The sequence below is a fragment of the Oceanobacillus sp. M60 genome (genome assembly GCF_053839645.1).
Genome location: NZ_JBSSNH010000004.1, coordinates 223351 through 238729, shown reverse-complemented (window position 1 = coordinate 238729; position 15379 = coordinate 223351). Strand labels below are relative to the sequence as shown.

Below are 15379 nucleotides of genomic sequence, written 5' to 3'. Positions count from 1 at the left end.
GAGAAACCCCGTATCAACGGTCCTTTTTCGTATCAATTAAGCTTATAAAATGATTCAAAACCTTCGCAGTCAGCCCCCAGATGGTATTGTCGTCATATTGGTAGAAAAGCTCCTCCATCGTCCTGATATGCCATTCATAGTCCTCTCCGCCGACAATCAAATGGTATGGGAAATTATCCTCGGGCTTTATTTCTAAATGTACTTTATATTTTTTTGGTTCATTTTCTAAAAAGAAGGAAAGCGGAACGGTGAAAATATGATCCACTTCATCCGGGCTGGGTTGGATATTTTCTATACTCTTCAGCCTTCCGATAAAAGGATATATAATTCTTCCTAAGTCATTCACTACATAATCAAGCGGAATCGGGTCGGAAATATCCTGTTCTGAAATACCAAGCTCTTCCGTCGTTTCCCGTATAGCGGTGTGGGAAGGATGCTTGTCATCCTGGTCTGCACGACCTCCGGGAAAACAAACATCTCCAGGCTGGCTTCTTAGGTTTTTGGACCGGACTTCAAAAAGGATATGGGTTTCTCCATTTAATTCAACCAAAGGAATTAAAACAGAAGACCGTTTAAAGTATTTGTGGCCCATTAATGCCGGAGTGCGATCCCTTAAATGATTCAGAATATTTTCTATCTGCATGCGTATCCTCCCTTTTCATCATTCGTGTCATATATTAATTCTAGTATGCTTTTGGATTACTGTCATGTATATCGATTAACATGACAGATTATGTGTGTAAGTTGACACGTATTCGTAGAGATAGGATGATAATTATATAGAGAACGTTCAAATAGTTATCGCTTTTGATAGAATAAGAATAAATAAGAGAAGGGTGCGTATGCAATGAAACATGCTATTTATCAAATGGATATTGTTCCCGGCGACCCGGAGAGCAATCGCAAACATGTGAAGGAGTGGCTGATAAAACAGGTTAAGGAAGATAAACCTGATATCGTTGTTCTCCCGGAAATGTGGACGACAGCCTATACGTTGGACCAATTAGATCAAATCGCTGATTTGGATGGAGAGCCTACGAGGAGCTTTTTGAAGGAGCTGGCAAAAAGGTATCAGGTGCATATTATTGGCGGATCATTTGCGAATAAAGTAGAGGATGCAATCTATAATACAGCGCTTGTTGTTAATAACGAGGGAGAAGAGGTCTATACGTATGATAAAATCCATCTCGTCCCGATGCTGAATGAACCGGCATATTTAACAGGCGGAAGAAAACAGGCGCGTGTATTTGAGTTAGATGGGATCAAAATGGGGCTGATTATCTGCTATGACCTTCGTTTCCCTGAGTTAGCAAGGGAGTTGGCTCTGGCTGGAGCAGAAGTGATTTATGTTGTCGCAGAATGGCCATCCGCACGCAAGGATCATTGGAAGGCGCTTCAACTGGCGCGGGCAATTGAAAATCAATGTTATATTATATCCAGTAATCGGATAGGAGCTTATGATGGTGTCGCATTTTGCGGAACGTCGCTGATTGTTGATCCGTGGGGAACGATTGTCCAGGAAGGGTCCGAAGAACAGGAAGAAACACTGATTGAAACAATCGCTGCTTCAAACGTGGACCGTATACGTGAGGAAGTCCCTGTCTTTAGAAGCAGAGTGCCGGAAATGTATCAAGTCTGGTAATATAAAAAAGACTCCTTTGTCAGTGCGTCCCTTGAAAAACTGGAAGATAACCGGTTTTCAAGGGATAATCACCGTCGCAGGGAGTCTTTTTTAATGAATTGATTTATCAATATTAGGCGGTTCTTTTAATTCACCTGTACAAACATTTTCTGTGATATGCACTTGGGAAGTCTTCCCTTTGTTGTTTACGAATTTGAATACACCGTTATTAAAGTCCGTACCAATTTCCTTGTAGAAGATTCCCTCGTACAGATTATGCTTGGAACGAGTGAACTTCAGACGATATTGTCCGGGCACTTCGCCGTCTTCCTGAATAAATGCACGTACGCCTTTTTCGTAAATCGTATCATCCGTACTTTTTAATGTACGATCCACAGAAACAATGTGAAGGTCGATAAAAGAAATCTCACGAAGAAGCACGTTGACAAAAGACCCTTTTGTAATCTCTTCCCAACGGTTTTGTGCGCTTTGCCCAATAATAATTTGTGTAATATTGTACGTATGTGCTACGTCTTTAATTGCTTTTACAGAACGTTTCTCTTTGTCACGTATAATAAATTCCTCTACGTCTAATTCCTCGCACAATTCCTTCCAATGTTCAACAAAGCCAGATTTATCTGCATCAAATTCATCATAAGGAAGGGGATCTACTGTTAAAACATATAGTGGGCAATCCATCATTTGTGCTAATTTATGACCGCGGCGGATTAGACGTTCTCCATTAGGACCATAATAAACACATACTAAGATACTTTCATCCATACGACCTCTGATTTTTTTCATCGCTTCTACGCACCTTTCTTTAATAGTCATTTACTTTTTCTTTCGTTTTTAAAACATCTATATATATCCGAATAGGAACAGAATGGTTTCACTTTTAATTTAACCTGTCAGAAGAAGGTTTAATCCCTTTTGTAATAGGTTTTTGAAGGTAGTCATATCCTTTAAACCGTATCATTTTAACATGTATTTTTAGATTCGTATAGTACTAGATGAAAAATATTTATTCTATATGGATTTTTTCACTGTAAAGTCCTTTATACAGGTATTTCTTAGAAGTTGCAAGTAAATTTAATAAAGACGTCTTCGCTGCTGAAGAGAGATAGGAAAATACCTCAAAATGAAATTTTATAGAGGTGTCACAACGTCATGCATGCAAATAAGGATAAATTCTTGTATAATGTCTATGTGTGATTATGAAGACGTCATGTTTAGTGTGTGTTCCAATAAGCTTTGTAAAAATGCCCGAACGACAAATGCTGCAGCATTGCACTGACTTTGTCAGACTTTTTGAACAACCATTTTAACACCTCATAATGCCTTTGCTCTTACTACATGAAAGGCTTATTATTTTACCACGTTTTAACACAGCATGAGTGTCCGTCATTCCCTGCGAGGGTATTGAAATAATAAAACAAAACGTTGATTCAGTGGGAGTTTTTACGAACGGTTCTCCCTTATCAATATTATGGCTGGAAAAACGGTCACTACATTTCCTGATTAACTCAAGCTTCCATTCACAAGGGGAAAAGAAAAAACAGGCGGATTATGTTCCGTTTGATTAAATTGAGTTTCTCTCTATTTTTAATGCATTGGTTCAACCACTTTATCGTCTTTATTCTATTCAGTAACGTAATATGCTGAAGGGGGCCTGCAGCTATTTATATATACTTTCGCCAATAATAGGCTTTCTATTATTAGATTAGCATTTTACGGACAAAATAACCATTGTATATGCTGCTTGTTTAGAAAGTATAAGAAAAACCGCAGTTTTAAAGGGTAGTTAGTAAATAGCATACTTGTCTGGAGGAAATATGTGCGGACTTTTTAAACAGGTGAGAAATTTTAACCTTTTTTGCTGCTTGAACCCAAACTTTGATTGATGCCTAAACACCTGGCAACCATCTGGTTTTCTAACATAATCACAAAATAAGAAAAACAATGAAATGATAGGAGGTTCTCTTTTGTCGACTTTAGTACTGGCTATTTTTATCCCATTTCTGGCTGCTGCAATTATACCCTTCTTATATAAGTATATAAAAAACATCCATGTAGGCTGGTTCGTCATTCTGGTGCCGACAGGTTTATTCATTTATCTTGCTTCGCTCATCCCGGATATTTCAGGCGGAGAAGCAATTGTGCAGACAATAAACTGGATTCCGAGCTATGGAATCAATATAACGGCTTACCTGGATGGACTTAGTCTGACTTTGGCATTATTGATTTCCGGAGTGGGAGCACTTGTAATTCTTTACTCTATTTATTACCTTTCGTTGAAAGAACCAATAGGTACGTTCTATACATACCTTATGCTGTTTATGGGAGCAATGTTAGGCGTTGTGATGTCAGACAACATGCTGGTTTTGTATGTATTTTGGGAGTTAACAAGTATCTCTTCCTTCCTGTTGATCGCATTCTGGTATCAGCGAAAGCGTTCCAGAGAAGGTGCCAAGAAATCATTGATTATCACGGTTTCTGGCGGGATTTCGATGCTGGTTGGTTTTATCATGATTGGTGCCATGGCAAATACGTGGAGTATCCGCGAGGTAATTGCTGAAGTGGCGTCAATTAGCGATCATGCTTTATTTATTCCTGCTTTGCTGCTTGTGCTGCTTGGAGCATTTACGAAATCAGCACAGTTTCCGTTCCATATCTGGCTTCCGGATGCGATGGAAGCACCTACACCGGTTAGTGCTTATCTGCACTCGGCTACAATGGTAAAAGCGGGTATTTATCTGGTTGCTCGTTTCACACCGGTTTTTGGCGGGGAAGCTGTGTGGTTCTGGGCGGTTACTGGTGTCGGGATATTTACGCTTTTCTGGGGCTCCTTTAATGCTGTCCGTCAGACCGATTTAAAAGCATTGCTGGCCTATTCAACCATCAGCCAGCTTGGAATGATTATGAGTATGTTTGGGATGGGTTCCGCAGCGCTTCATCTTGGATATTCCGATGAATCGATGGTATATACAGGGGCAACCTTTGCGGCGTTATTCCATTTAGTGAATCACTCGACGTTTAAAGGCGCATTGTTTATGGTTGTCGGTGTTGTCGACCACAGTGTTGGTACCCGGGATATTCGCCGCCTGGGCGGACTCATTACACTTATGCCTATTACATTTACGATTGCAACAATCGGCAGTATGTCCATGGCAGGGTTACCTCCGTTTAATGGATTTCTGAGTAAAGAGATGTTCTTTATATCTACTTTAGATATTACGGAAGCAAGCTTCTTCGGCTTAGGAACGTGGGGGATTATTATTCCGATTGTTGCCTGGATAGCAAGTGTCTTTACATTTGTTTATTCCACTGTATTCGTTGTGAAAACGTTCCTTGGTCCATATAAAGAAGAAAAGCTGGAGCATCCGGCACATGAACCAAAACCGGGAATGCTGATTTCACCGTTTGTATTAGGATTGCTTGTAATTATATTTTTCTTTGTGCCAAATGTGATTGGAAAGAATCTGATTACACCTGCGATGAGCGGAATCTTTCCTACCTTTGCTGCAGAAGGTGCAGATTTAGGAACGGATATTTATGCGTGGCATGGCTTTGAACCTGAATTATTTATGACCATCGGTGTCGTACTGTTTGGGGCTCTCTTATTCTTCTCGAGAAAATATTGGTTAGGTATATATAATCTGTTTCCAGAGAAAAGATCAATTAATGTGTTTTATGGATTTGTATTAGACCAGATGGAAGATAAATCAACAGTTATTACAAATAAATATATGACGCGTTACTTACGTGATTATATGGTGTATATTTTTGCTTTCTTTATTTTGGTGGTCGGCGGAACTTTTATTTATACAGAGGCATACCAATTTACACTGCCGGAGAATGCAACGATTTCGGTTTTTGAATGGCTTATTGTGCTGTCTATGATGGCAACCGGGATTACAATTTTATTTGCACAGTCCAGGCTGACAGCGATTGTGTTAAATAGTATTTTGGGCTTTGGAATTGCGATTCTTTTTGTCCTGCTGCGTGCACCTGATTTAGCACTGACACAAACCGTTATTGAAGCAGTAACCACTGTTTTATTCCTTGTAGCGTATTATTTCTTGCCTGAGCTGGAAAAAGAAAATACGTCGAAGAAAACGAAGAGTATCAACCTGTTTATCTCTATCGGTGTCGGTGTCGTATTTACGGCTGTAGCATTAGGTGTTCAAGGGAACAGAGGATTTGATACAATTTCCGGATTTTTTGAGAATTCCTATGAACTTGCTGGAGGAAATAATATGGTGAATGCCATCTTAGGGGACTTCCGTGCATTTGATACGATGTTAGAGGTAGTCGTTCTCTTAATTGCAGGGATTGGTATCTATACAATGATCCGGGTGAAGGCCAAGAAGGAGAGTGATCAGATTGAAGATAAATAACGTCATCCTTCGTACAGTGGCCAAGCTTGTTTTCTTTATCATTCTGACGCTTGCAGTATATTTATTTTTCGCAGGTCATAATAGTCCAGGCGGCGGCTTCAGCGGCGGGCTGGTACTTGCATCTGCACTGGTACTGCTATTTATTGTATACGATATTGAAACCATTCAAAAAGGTCTTCCTATTGATTTTAAATTGGTAGCTGCTTTTGGTGCATTCTTGTCTGTGGGCACTGGGTTTGGCGCATTGGTGTTTGGTGCAAACTTCTTAACACAGGCCTTTGATTATTTCGATATCCCTTTTTTCGGGGAAATAGAACTGACAACAGTGACGATTTTTGAAGCTGGCGTTGCTCTTGCTGTTGTCGGTGTTGTGGTAACAATCTTATTAAGTATTAGTGAGGATGAGTAATTATGGAAACGTTAGTAACCATCCTGGCAGGCGTATTAGTTACAGTAGCAACTTATCTCTTGCTGTCAAAGAGTTTGATCCGCGTTATTATCGGTACTGCGATTTTGACCCATGCAGCCCATCTTCTCATTATGGTGCTTGCAGAATTAAAAACGGGAACAGTGCCGATTGTCGGCGAAGGGGATCCGGTAGATCCACTCCCGCAGGCATTGATTTTAACGTCAATTGTTATCGGTTTTGCGGTAACTGCGGTGTCTCTCGTTCTCGCTTATCGAACATATCAAGAGATTGGAACAGATAAATTAGATGAGCTGAGGGGGGAGCCGGATGAGTAATTTAATTGTTATGCCCATGGCACTGCCGGTCCTGTTTGGGATTATTCTTTTATTTTTGAGGCCTTATGTGAAGGTGCAGAGAGGACTGTCATTGCTCGTATTTGTTGCGAATATCGGAATCAGCGCATATGTGCTGCATCTGATTCAGCAAAATGGCGTCTTACGTCTTGATTTTGGCGGCTGGGAGCCTCCTTTTGGAATCTTATTTGTAGCAGATAGTTTTTCCATGCTGCTGGTACTGGCGGCAAGTATTGTTGCTGCTGTATGTTTAATCTATTCGTTTTCTTCTGTGGAACCATCTTTTGAAAAGAACTTTTATTATTCTTTTGTTTTATTTCTTATCGCAGGGGTAAATGGTTCCTTTCTGACTGGGGATATCTTCAACCTGTTTGTCTGTTTTGAAATTATGCTGCTTGCTTCCTACGTGTTAATCGTATTTGGCGGCAAAAAAAGACAGCTTCGCGAGTCGATAAAATATGTCATTGTTAATGTTGTCTCCTCTTGGATTTTCCTTGTAGCTATTGCATATATATATGGATCGGTCGGAACATTAAATATGGCGCATATAGCAGAGCGTGTTGCAGAAAATGGACAGACTGCGACATTAACTGTTGTCAGTATAGTTTTCTTAACCGTTTTTGCATTAAAAGCAGGTCTGTTTTTATATTTCTGGCTGCCGGGCTCTTATTCTGTTCCAATTACTCCAGTCGCAGCTATGTTCGGAGCGCTGCTGACAAAGGTTGGAATTTATGCGATGTTCCGTATGTTTACCTTGATTTTCTATCACGAACCGCAAATGACGCACACGATAATTGGAATTTTAGCAGGTCTGACCTTAATCGGCGGGAGCATTGGAGCAGTTGCTTATAAGGACCTCAGATTAGTTGCTTCTTACAATGTGGTCATTGCAGTTGGTTTTATTCTCGTTGGCTTGGCTGTTGCAACACCAGCTGCTATAGAAGGATCTATTTATTATTTGATTCATGACATTATTATAAAAGCATCCCTATTTTTACTGGTAGGAACGATGATTGCAGTGACTGGACAGACGAAAATGGATGAAATCAGCGGTCTGATCAAGAACCACCCGCTGCTTGGCTGGCTGTTCTTCCTGACAACATTATCTTTAGCTGGAATTCCGCCATTAAGCGGATTTATCGGTAAAGTCCTTGTTGGGGAAGGTGCTGTAGAAGGCGGCGCATATGTCTTATTAGCCCTTGCGTTTATCTCAAGTATCTTTGTTCTATACTCCTTGATGCGTATTTTCTTAACAAGCTTTTGGGGAGAAACGATTATCAGTAAAGACGAAGAAGCGCCAGCAAAGAAAGGCTGGAGCGTTGCAATGTGTATATTAGCTTTAGGGACGATTGCTTTGGGCTTAGGCGCTGAATCTATGTCTGTTTATGTTCAAGATGCAGCAGAAACATTATTAAACCCGCAAATTTATATTGATGCAGTACTTGGAGGGAATTAGTCTGGATGAAATCCGAATTATCGGGTGCCCTCGGAGCGTGCATGAATACCTCTGAAGCAGTTTTTCTAATAAACAAGGTGGTGATGCTGAATGCCGGCACAGTTTTTATTGAATGTGTTTATTGCTGTATTATGGACCCTGATTAATGATGAATCCGAACTTCGATTTACAACATTTGTCGCAGGTTATCTCGTTGGGATTGGTATTGTGTTTTTAATGCATCGATTTTTTGGAGAACGATTTTATCTTTCTCGCTTTATAGCGCTAATAAAACTGATATTTATCTTTACGAGAGAGCTTATTATGTCGTCAAAGCTCGTTCTTGGGCAAATTTTAAAACCGAAACTTTCGATTAAGCCAGGGCTGTTTAAATACGAAACAGTCTTACAGGGAGATTGGGAAATTACGGCTTTAGCACTATTATTAACATTAACTCCAGGTTCTGTTGTTATTGAAGTGACAGATGATGGAGATGCATTTTATATTCATGCGATGGACGTGGAAGAGTCAAAAGATATCCTGTTAAAGTCCATTGATAACTTTGAAAAAGCGATTATGGAGGTGACACGCTAATGATTCAAGGAATGCTGACGATTGCTTTAACGTTTTATGGAATATCGATTTGTATCAGCGTGATTCGTATTATTATTGGCCCGAGTCTGCCTGACCGTATCGTTGCTTTAGATATGGTTGGTGTGACACTCGTATCCTCCATAGCTATTATATCAGTTATGCTGACAACCACTGCATTTTTAGAAGTTATCTTGATTTTAGCTATCCTGGCTTTTATCAGTACCATTGCCTTCTCGAAATATATTGAGAGGGGGGTCATTCTTGAATATCGACGCGACGATTGAATTTATTGCTGCTCTATTTATGCTTGCCGGATCGATTATGGCATTAATCAGTGCGATAGGAATTATTCGTCTGCCGGATGTTTTTACACGTTCCCACGCTGGTACAAAAAGTTCTACACTTGCTGTATTATTGACCCTTCTTGGAGCATTTATTTATTTTGCTTCCAATCAAGGATTTTACAGTGTCCGGCTGCTGCTCGGAATTGCTTTTGTGTTCTTAACTGCTCCAGTTGCAGGGCATCTTATCACACGTGCGGCTTACCGGGCGAATGTAAAAATGGCTGATACGACTGTGGAGGATGAATTGAAAGAAGTGACAGATAAAGTAAAAGAAGAAGCGGAAAAAGAGCGCAGTGAAACTGGAGAAGTCATTATAGAAGACGAAAAGAAAGCAGACAAAGAGCATTCTGAATAGAGTGCTCTTTGTTTATAATTCTAAGATAACGGTGCATACTTTTAAAAGGGAGACAGGTTTTTAAGAGCGTTGAAGAGGGAAGTAGGATAGAGAAGTACATAGGGGGTTTGAAAATGGTGAAACCAATCGTGCAAGATAAAGGAATGGATCATACCATCGATTTTTTAAGAGACGGTTATTTTTATTTTTCTAAACGAATGAACGAGTATCAGGAAGACGTTATCGGTTCGCGTATATTTGGAAGAAAGCTGGTGATGCTGCGAGCGGAGGAAGCAGCAGATTTAGTAAAGGACACGGCTAAGTTTAAGCCTGAGAAAAGTATTTTTGAATTGTCCACCAGCCTGCTTAGGGAAGAAAATGGTTTATTTTATCTGGCAGATATCAATCATCATCAGGAGAAAGCCTGGTTTCAAGAAGTTTTCTCGGCAGAAAAGCGGGAAGAATTGGAGGCAATTATCCGACAGCGCTGGGAAGAAAGAATAGAAGCGTGGAAAATAAACCCGTCTATTGATTTTGTTACGGAAATGGAAGAGATGTGGGTAATTGCTGTATGTAACTGGCTGGGGATTCCGATTCGTGCAAATAATCTAAAGCAGCGTACCACGGATATTCAGGAGTTTGTTCAATTATTTTCAAAGTATGGATTCAATCGCTGGAAAAGAAAACAAGCGAAAAATAGAATGGAAAAGTGGCTTGTCTTTTTAGTACGTCAGCTGAGAGCGGGCAGAATCCATGTCGATGAAGAAAAGATACTATCCAAACTGGCTTGGTATGAAGATGAATCAGGTCAAATTTTACAGACAGGGAAAGTGGTTCAAGAATTATTATTGCTTATCCGGACTTTTGCAGCTTCCAGCAGATGGGTCGTCTTTTGCCAAATAGCACTGCTTGAAAATCCGGGGTTAAGGGATCGGCTGCAAGTAGATCATCAATATGTTGACTGCTTTATCCATGAGGTTATCCGTTACTACTCTATCACACCTTTTGCCGTAGCAAAGACACAGGAGCAGCTTTTTTGGAAGGATATGTTTTTTGATAAAAATCAATTGGTGTTATTTGATATACATGGCGCTAATCATCATCCTGATAAGTGGCTTCAGCCGGACTTATTTCAGCCGGATCGATTTTTAGATATTTTACCTGACTTTGGAGAAGGGGCGGCGAAAGAGCTCGCTTCTGCGAATGAGAATATAACAATGCAGCTCATGAAGGTTAGCTTGTCTTATCTCCTGCGGACCGATTGGATAGCTCCGAATCAGACCTTCACCTGCAGTGGCACGGAAATTCCGGCACGGCCAAAAAATGGCATGCCGCTGGATTTTTACCATCAATCTTTTGTAGAGGATATGTAAAGGCGGTTTTTATTGACTCGGACAGTGATGTAATAAAATACATTTTTCACGGTCAATTGCATTGCGATAAAAAGCCAGCTTGAACAAGAAATAACTTCTTGATCAAGCTGGCTGACGTTATCTATTATTCACTCATCAATTCGCCTACGATAGAATAGGAATAAAGTCTTTCCTTAATACCGTAGATCTGTGAGGTGATTATAATTTCATCTGCATCTGTTTCTTTACGGAATGCTTCTAACCCTTTACGGACAGTTTCTTTGTTGCCGATAATAGTTGTCTTCGGACTTAAAGACTCTTGTACAGCAGCTTTTTCTGCTGGAGACCAGACGGCATCCATGTTCTCAACGGGCGGCTGCAGTTTAGATTCTATTCCTTTTCGCAGATTTAAGAATTGCATCTGATGAGAGGTAGCCAAATAAGCTGCTTCTTCATCAGTATCTGCTGCAATGACATTGACTGCAACCATTGCATACGGTTTATCAAGCGCTTCAGACGGCTGGAACCGCTCACGATAAAGCTCTAATGCAGGAACGGTATATGCAGGTGCAAAATGGCTGGCAAATGAAAATGGCAAGCCTTTTTCCGCCGCTAATCGTGCACTAAAATCGCTGGAACCAAGCAGCCAAATCGGAATATCTAAGCCCTGTCCAGGTATTGCCTTTACTCGGGAAACTGGATTGCTTGAAAAATAATCCTGCAATTCATTGACTTGCATCGGAAATTCCTCGGGGCCGGCATGAAGGGTGCGACGCAGGGCAAAAGCGGTTGCCTGGTCACTTCCGGGTGCACGGCCTAATCCTAAGTCTATCCGATTCGGATAAAGGGATTCCAGTGTGCCAAATTGCTCTGCAATGACCAGACTGGCATGATTTGGCAGCATGATTCCGCCTGAACCGACACGGATGGAGTTGGTGTGCCCGGCAATATGGCCGATCAATAAAGAGGTTGCTGAGCTTGAGATTCCTTTCATGTTATGGTGTTCTGCAAACCAATAGCGGTGAAATCCCAGTTTTTCAACATGCTGTGCTAAACGGACACTTTCCTGAAATGCCTGTTTAGCATCTCCTTCTTCGATAATTGGTGCGAGATCGAGTACAGATAAAGGTATATTTTGAAACTTTTTGTATGATTGAGTATCCATTAAACCCCTCCTTCACTAATAAAAATGATAAAGGTTTCTTAGGGCAGCGTCCAATGTTTAAACTTATGGCGTCAGAAGAAGTTACTTTTTGCCTCTTCATTCAGGGGAGGGGACTGCGTTTACTCGTCCTATCAAATATCGTCGCAGCGGACATCTCCTTGGCAAGAACATCCGGTGTTTTAAAAACCAAGTGATTTTCTTGATTCATCTAATGAAAAGAATGTGAAAACTATTTGCTAACCTGGTCGTAATCAAGTAATATAGGGAAAGCAGAAAAAATGAAATGAGGGTATTTTTGATGAGTCATTCATCTATTTACGGATTAACATATGAACAATTGCAGTCGTGGTTAATGGAACATGGTGAAAAACGTTTTCGTGCTGAGCAAGTGTGGAACTGGTTATATAAAAAACGGATTGACCGCTTTGAAGATATGAATAATGTCAATCAGTCAACGATAGATCTTTTAAAGGAAAATTTTGTCCTGCATACAATGGCTGAAGAAATTCGCCAGGAGTCAAAGGATGGAACGATTAAATTTTTATTCAAGCTGGCAGATGGCAATGTGATTGAGACGGTCCTGATGCGTTTTAATTATGGATTATCTGTCTGTGTGACAACACAGGTAGGATGTAATATTGGCTGCTCTTTCTGTGCAAGCGGGCTGCTGCGTAAGAGCCGTGATTTAAACAGTGGGGAAATCGTCGAGCAGATTATGAATGTACAAAAGCATATGGATGAGCGCGGGGAAGAAGAGCGTGTCAGCCATATTGTAGTGATGGGAATTGGCGAGCCGCTGGATAACTATAAGAATTTAATGGATTTCCTATACATTGTGAATGATGATGGCGGATTAAATATCGGTGCACGTCATATTACGGTTTCGACAAGTGGACTGGCACATAAAATGTATGAATTTGCAGATGATCCGATACAAGTCAATTTGGCTATTTCTTTACACGCTCCAAATAATGAATTACGTACACAAATTATGAAAATCAACCGTGCCTTCCCAATTGAAAAACTGATGAAGGCTGTGGATTACTATTTAGAGAAAAAGAATCGCCGGATTACGTATGAGTATATCATGCTTCATGATGTCAATGATCACAAGAAGGAAGCATTGGAACTGGCTAAGCTGATCAGGAACCACCGCCATTTAGCTTACGTGAATCTGATTCCATATAATACGGTCGATGAGCATATAGATTATCAGCGCAGCAGTTCAGAGAATATCCAGGCCTTTTATGAAACATTGAAGGCAGAAGGAATTCAATGCGGTGTCCGCTGGGAGAATGGTGCGGATATTGATGCAGCCTGCGGTCAATTACGCAGTAAGCAAATTAAAAAGACAAAAGCAGTTTAATATACAGTGAAAGGAGCTTGCTCTGAGACAGGGCAGCTTCTTTCTTTATAAATAGGGCAGGATAGCCGGGGGAGGAGTTATGTATTGGATAAATCAGTTCTCATCAGAGAAATCGAAGCAAAGGATGATAAAGCGATGGAAGCGATTATTAAGCGCTCCTTAGAAAAACATCATCTCGATCATGAAGGGACAGCTTATACAGACCCGCAGCTTGCTGAGCTAAGCTCTTATTATCAAGCACGGCCAAAGGATAAATATTGGGTAATGGAGCTGGATGGGGAAGTCGTTGGCGGTGTTGGTATAGGTATATATAATGAAAAGCAGTCTATTTGTGAGCTGCAGAAGCTTTATTTGGCTCCTTCAGCTCAAGGCAAGGGTTTATCCCGGAAGCTGATGAAAACGGCTCTGGACTATGCTTCTGTGCATTTTAAACAATGCTATTTAGAAACAAGACATGAATTGGAGGCGGCGAGCAGTTTATATGAAAAATATGGCTTTCAATCCTTGGAGAAACCTTTGGAAGGAAGCGAACACTCGGCTATGGACCGGTGGTATATCAAGGTATTATAGAGAAAGGGCAGCTTCGTTCAATTTTAACGAAGCTGCCCTTTCTTATGCTTGGTGCACAAAGTAATACGTTATTTCTTGTTATTTAACCTGCCATCCATAGAAATAATCCGATTTTTCCCGCTGTTTTTTGCCTTTAACAGCAATTCATCAGCTTGTAAATAAGCATTCTTAAGCTCCGTCAGACGATCATTATGGATATAATACATTCCAAATGAGGCGGTATAAGGGATGCTGACAGCTTCAGACCGGAATTCTGTCTGGGCAGGGGCAGCCAAAATAGTATCCCTAAGTTCATTTAGAAAAGACTGGCAATCTTCATAGTTTTTATTCCGTAGAATGATGGTAAATTCCTCTCCGCCCGTGCGAAATACATAATCACAGGAATCTATGCTATTCTGCAGTATTTGGGCGAAGTGTCGGATGACATTGTCGCCGACAACATGATTAAACGTATCATTGATAGATTTAAAAGCATCGATATCACCAATAATCAGGGCGATGTCTTCTTCCTTCTCGTCTAACTCCTGCATTACTTTATTCAGATAGGTCCGATTATAAATATTCGTCAGAAAATCGGTATAGGCCATTTTTTTAAATCGTTCGCTTTCCTGTTTTTGGAGTAAAAGCTTGGTATGAAATATCCCTGCGCGTCCTACGATATAACTCAATAGGAAAATAGCAATCACTGCTTCCCATTGCCCTTCGGATATAAATGTGAAAAGCAGCCCGTTTGTCAAAGCTGTTTTAAGCAAATCAATCATGCTTCGCCCGGTAATAAATTCAAATGCTTCCTGTTTCGAATGTATATTTTTAGTAACAAGCATGATTAATATTAAAAAACAGGAAGAAATAACGTCCATTAAAATAATTAACAAGAATACAACCAGCCAGAACGAGAAGGGGAGGCCCTGTACAGCAGGGTATATAGTGTGAAAACCATAGAATCCAATCGTACAGAATAATGTCGGCGCACCAATATTATAAAAGGTATGCAGCAGTTCGTCCTCATCTGCTGTACCGGTGATTTTCCGATGAAAATACACATAAAATCGATTTGCAATTTCAAATAGAAATAAGCCTAATGGACCTGCTAATAAAACGAAGGAAAAGCTATAGGAAATACTATAATCAATATTCATTTTTCCGGCCTTAACAAGTGTCCTTAAATGGACAAAAAGGATAGAAAAGAAAAGGTAGATAGAATAAATCAAAATATAAGAGTTTACATCCAGAAGCGAGGTACCATAGCTGACTGAAAGCAAAGCAGCTATGGTAAAAACCGATAGGATCACTATACGCAGGTATAATCGGACCATTATAAGAACCTCTCCATTTCAAAGAATAGTAATTGGATTTTCCACCGGCCTGATACTCCAAGTAAAAAAGAAGCGGTAAATTAGACCTAATTATATGGCAAGTAAAATCATAGCTGCGTA

At 40.3% G+C, this 15379-nt stretch carries 15 protein-coding genes; 11 read left to right on the top strand and 4 right to left on the bottom strand.

The features are described 5' to 3' along the window. Positions 1 to 13: 13 nt before the first annotated feature. Positions 14 to 643 (bottom strand): NUDIX hydrolase, encoded by a 630-nt coding sequence (locus tag ACW0TQ_RS11800; protein WP_042529223.1) that lies wholly within the window; start codon positions 641 to 643, stop codon positions 14 to 16. A 204-nt stretch (positions 644 to 847) separates the two neighbouring features. On the opposite strand from ACW0TQ_RS11800, the gene ACW0TQ_RS11795 reads away from it, so the two are divergent. Next, the gene (locus ACW0TQ_RS11795; protein WP_193064792.1) at positions 848 to 1642 is read left to right on the top strand and encodes a carbon-nitrogen family hydrolase; all 795 of its coding nucleotides are present in this window, start codon (positions 848 to 850) and stop codon (positions 1640 to 1642) included. Between the two features lie 90 nt (positions 1643 to 1732). On the opposite strand, the gene ACW0TQ_RS11790 is transcribed toward ACW0TQ_RS11795, so the two are convergent. After that, complete coding sequence (locus tag ACW0TQ_RS11790) at positions 1733 to 2425, bottom strand: universal stress protein (protein ID WP_042529227.1); 693 nt, start codon at positions 2423 to 2425, stop codon at positions 1733 to 1735. A 1181-nt stretch (positions 2426 to 3606) separates the two neighbouring features. Between ACW0TQ_RS11790 and ACW0TQ_RS11785 the strand changes: the two genes are divergently transcribed. From ACW0TQ_RS11785 to ACW0TQ_RS11750, 8 genes are all read left to right on the top strand, one after another. Then, positions 3607 to 6021: a Na+/H+ antiporter subunit A gene (locus tag ACW0TQ_RS11785; protein ID WP_455725681.1), complete on the top strand. Its 2415-nt coding sequence runs from the start codon at positions 3607 to 3609 to the stop codon at positions 6019 to 6021. After that, positions 6008 to 6430 (top strand): Na(+)/H(+) antiporter subunit B, encoded by a 423-nt coding sequence (locus tag ACW0TQ_RS11780; protein WP_193064790.1) that lies wholly within the window; start codon positions 6008 to 6010, stop codon positions 6428 to 6430. Before ACW0TQ_RS11785 ends, ACW0TQ_RS11780 begins: the two co-directional genes overlap by 14 nt. Positions 6431 to 6432: 2 nt before the next feature. Beyond that, positions 6433 to 6765 carry a Na(+)/H(+) antiporter subunit C gene (locus tag ACW0TQ_RS11775; protein ID WP_042529233.1) on the top strand — a complete coding sequence of 111 codons (333 nt, stop codon included), beginning with the start codon at positions 6433 to 6435 and terminating at the stop codon, positions 6763 to 6765. Then, on the top strand, positions 6758 to 8239 hold the full coding sequence (locus ACW0TQ_RS11770) for a Na+/H+ antiporter subunit D (protein ID WP_193064789.1): 1482 nt from the start codon (positions 6758 to 6760) through the stop codon (positions 8237 to 8239). The genes ACW0TQ_RS11775 and ACW0TQ_RS11770 overlap by 8 nt, the downstream gene beginning before the upstream one ends. Before the next feature lie 90 nt (positions 8240 to 8329). Next, positions 8330 to 8812, top strand: coding sequence for a Na+/H+ antiporter subunit E (locus tag ACW0TQ_RS11765; RefSeq protein ID WP_042529237.1), 483 nt, complete (start codon positions 8330 to 8332; stop codon positions 8810 to 8812). Beyond that, a complete protein-coding gene (locus tag ACW0TQ_RS11760; RefSeq protein WP_042529239.1) occupies positions 8812 to 9096 on the top strand; it encodes a Na(+)/H(+) antiporter subunit F1 in 285 nt (94 codons plus the stop codon). Before ACW0TQ_RS11765 ends, ACW0TQ_RS11760 begins: the two co-directional genes overlap by 1 nt. 19 nt (positions 9097 to 9115) lie before the next feature. Next, positions 9116 to 9511, top strand: a complete 396-nt coding sequence (locus ACW0TQ_RS11755; RefSeq protein WP_244882410.1) for a Na+/H+ antiporter subunit G — start codon at positions 9116 to 9118, stop codon at positions 9509 to 9511. A gap of 113 nt (positions 9512 to 9624) precedes the next feature. Then, on the top strand, positions 9625 to 10863 hold the full coding sequence (locus tag ACW0TQ_RS11750) for a cytochrome P450 (protein WP_042529243.1): 1239 nt from the start codon (positions 9625 to 9627) through the stop codon (positions 10861 to 10863). Positions 10864 to 10987: 124 nt separating this feature from the next. Here ACW0TQ_RS11750 and ACW0TQ_RS11745 read toward each other — a convergent pair whose 3' ends face one another. Further along, complete coding sequence (locus ACW0TQ_RS11745) at positions 10988 to 12007, bottom strand: LLM class flavin-dependent oxidoreductase (protein ID WP_042529245.1); 1020 nt, start codon at positions 12005 to 12007, stop codon at positions 10988 to 10990. A gap of 298 nt (positions 12008 to 12305) precedes the next feature. Here ACW0TQ_RS11745 and rlmN point away from each other — a divergent pair, with 298 nt between their 5' ends. Together rlmN and ACW0TQ_RS11735 are read left to right on the top strand one after the other, a co-directional pair. Next, positions 12306 to 13373 (top strand): dual-specificity RNA methyltransferase RlmN, encoded by a 1068-nt coding sequence (gene rlmN / locus ACW0TQ_RS11740; RefSeq protein WP_042529247.1) that lies wholly within the window; start codon positions 12306 to 12308, stop codon positions 13371 to 13373. A gap of 84 nt (positions 13374 to 13457) precedes the next feature. Next, positions 13458 to 13943 (top strand): GNAT family N-acetyltransferase, encoded by a 486-nt coding sequence (locus ACW0TQ_RS11735; RefSeq protein WP_226895110.1) that lies wholly within the window; start codon positions 13458 to 13460, stop codon positions 13941 to 13943. A gap of 68 nt (positions 13944 to 14011) precedes the next feature. On the opposite strand, the gene ACW0TQ_RS11730 is transcribed toward ACW0TQ_RS11735, so the two are convergent. Continuing rightward, a complete protein-coding gene (locus tag ACW0TQ_RS11730; RefSeq protein WP_455725680.1) occupies positions 14012 to 15259 on the bottom strand; it encodes a GGDEF domain-containing protein in 1248 nt (415 codons plus the stop codon). Positions 15260 to 15379 lie beyond the last annotated feature (120 nt).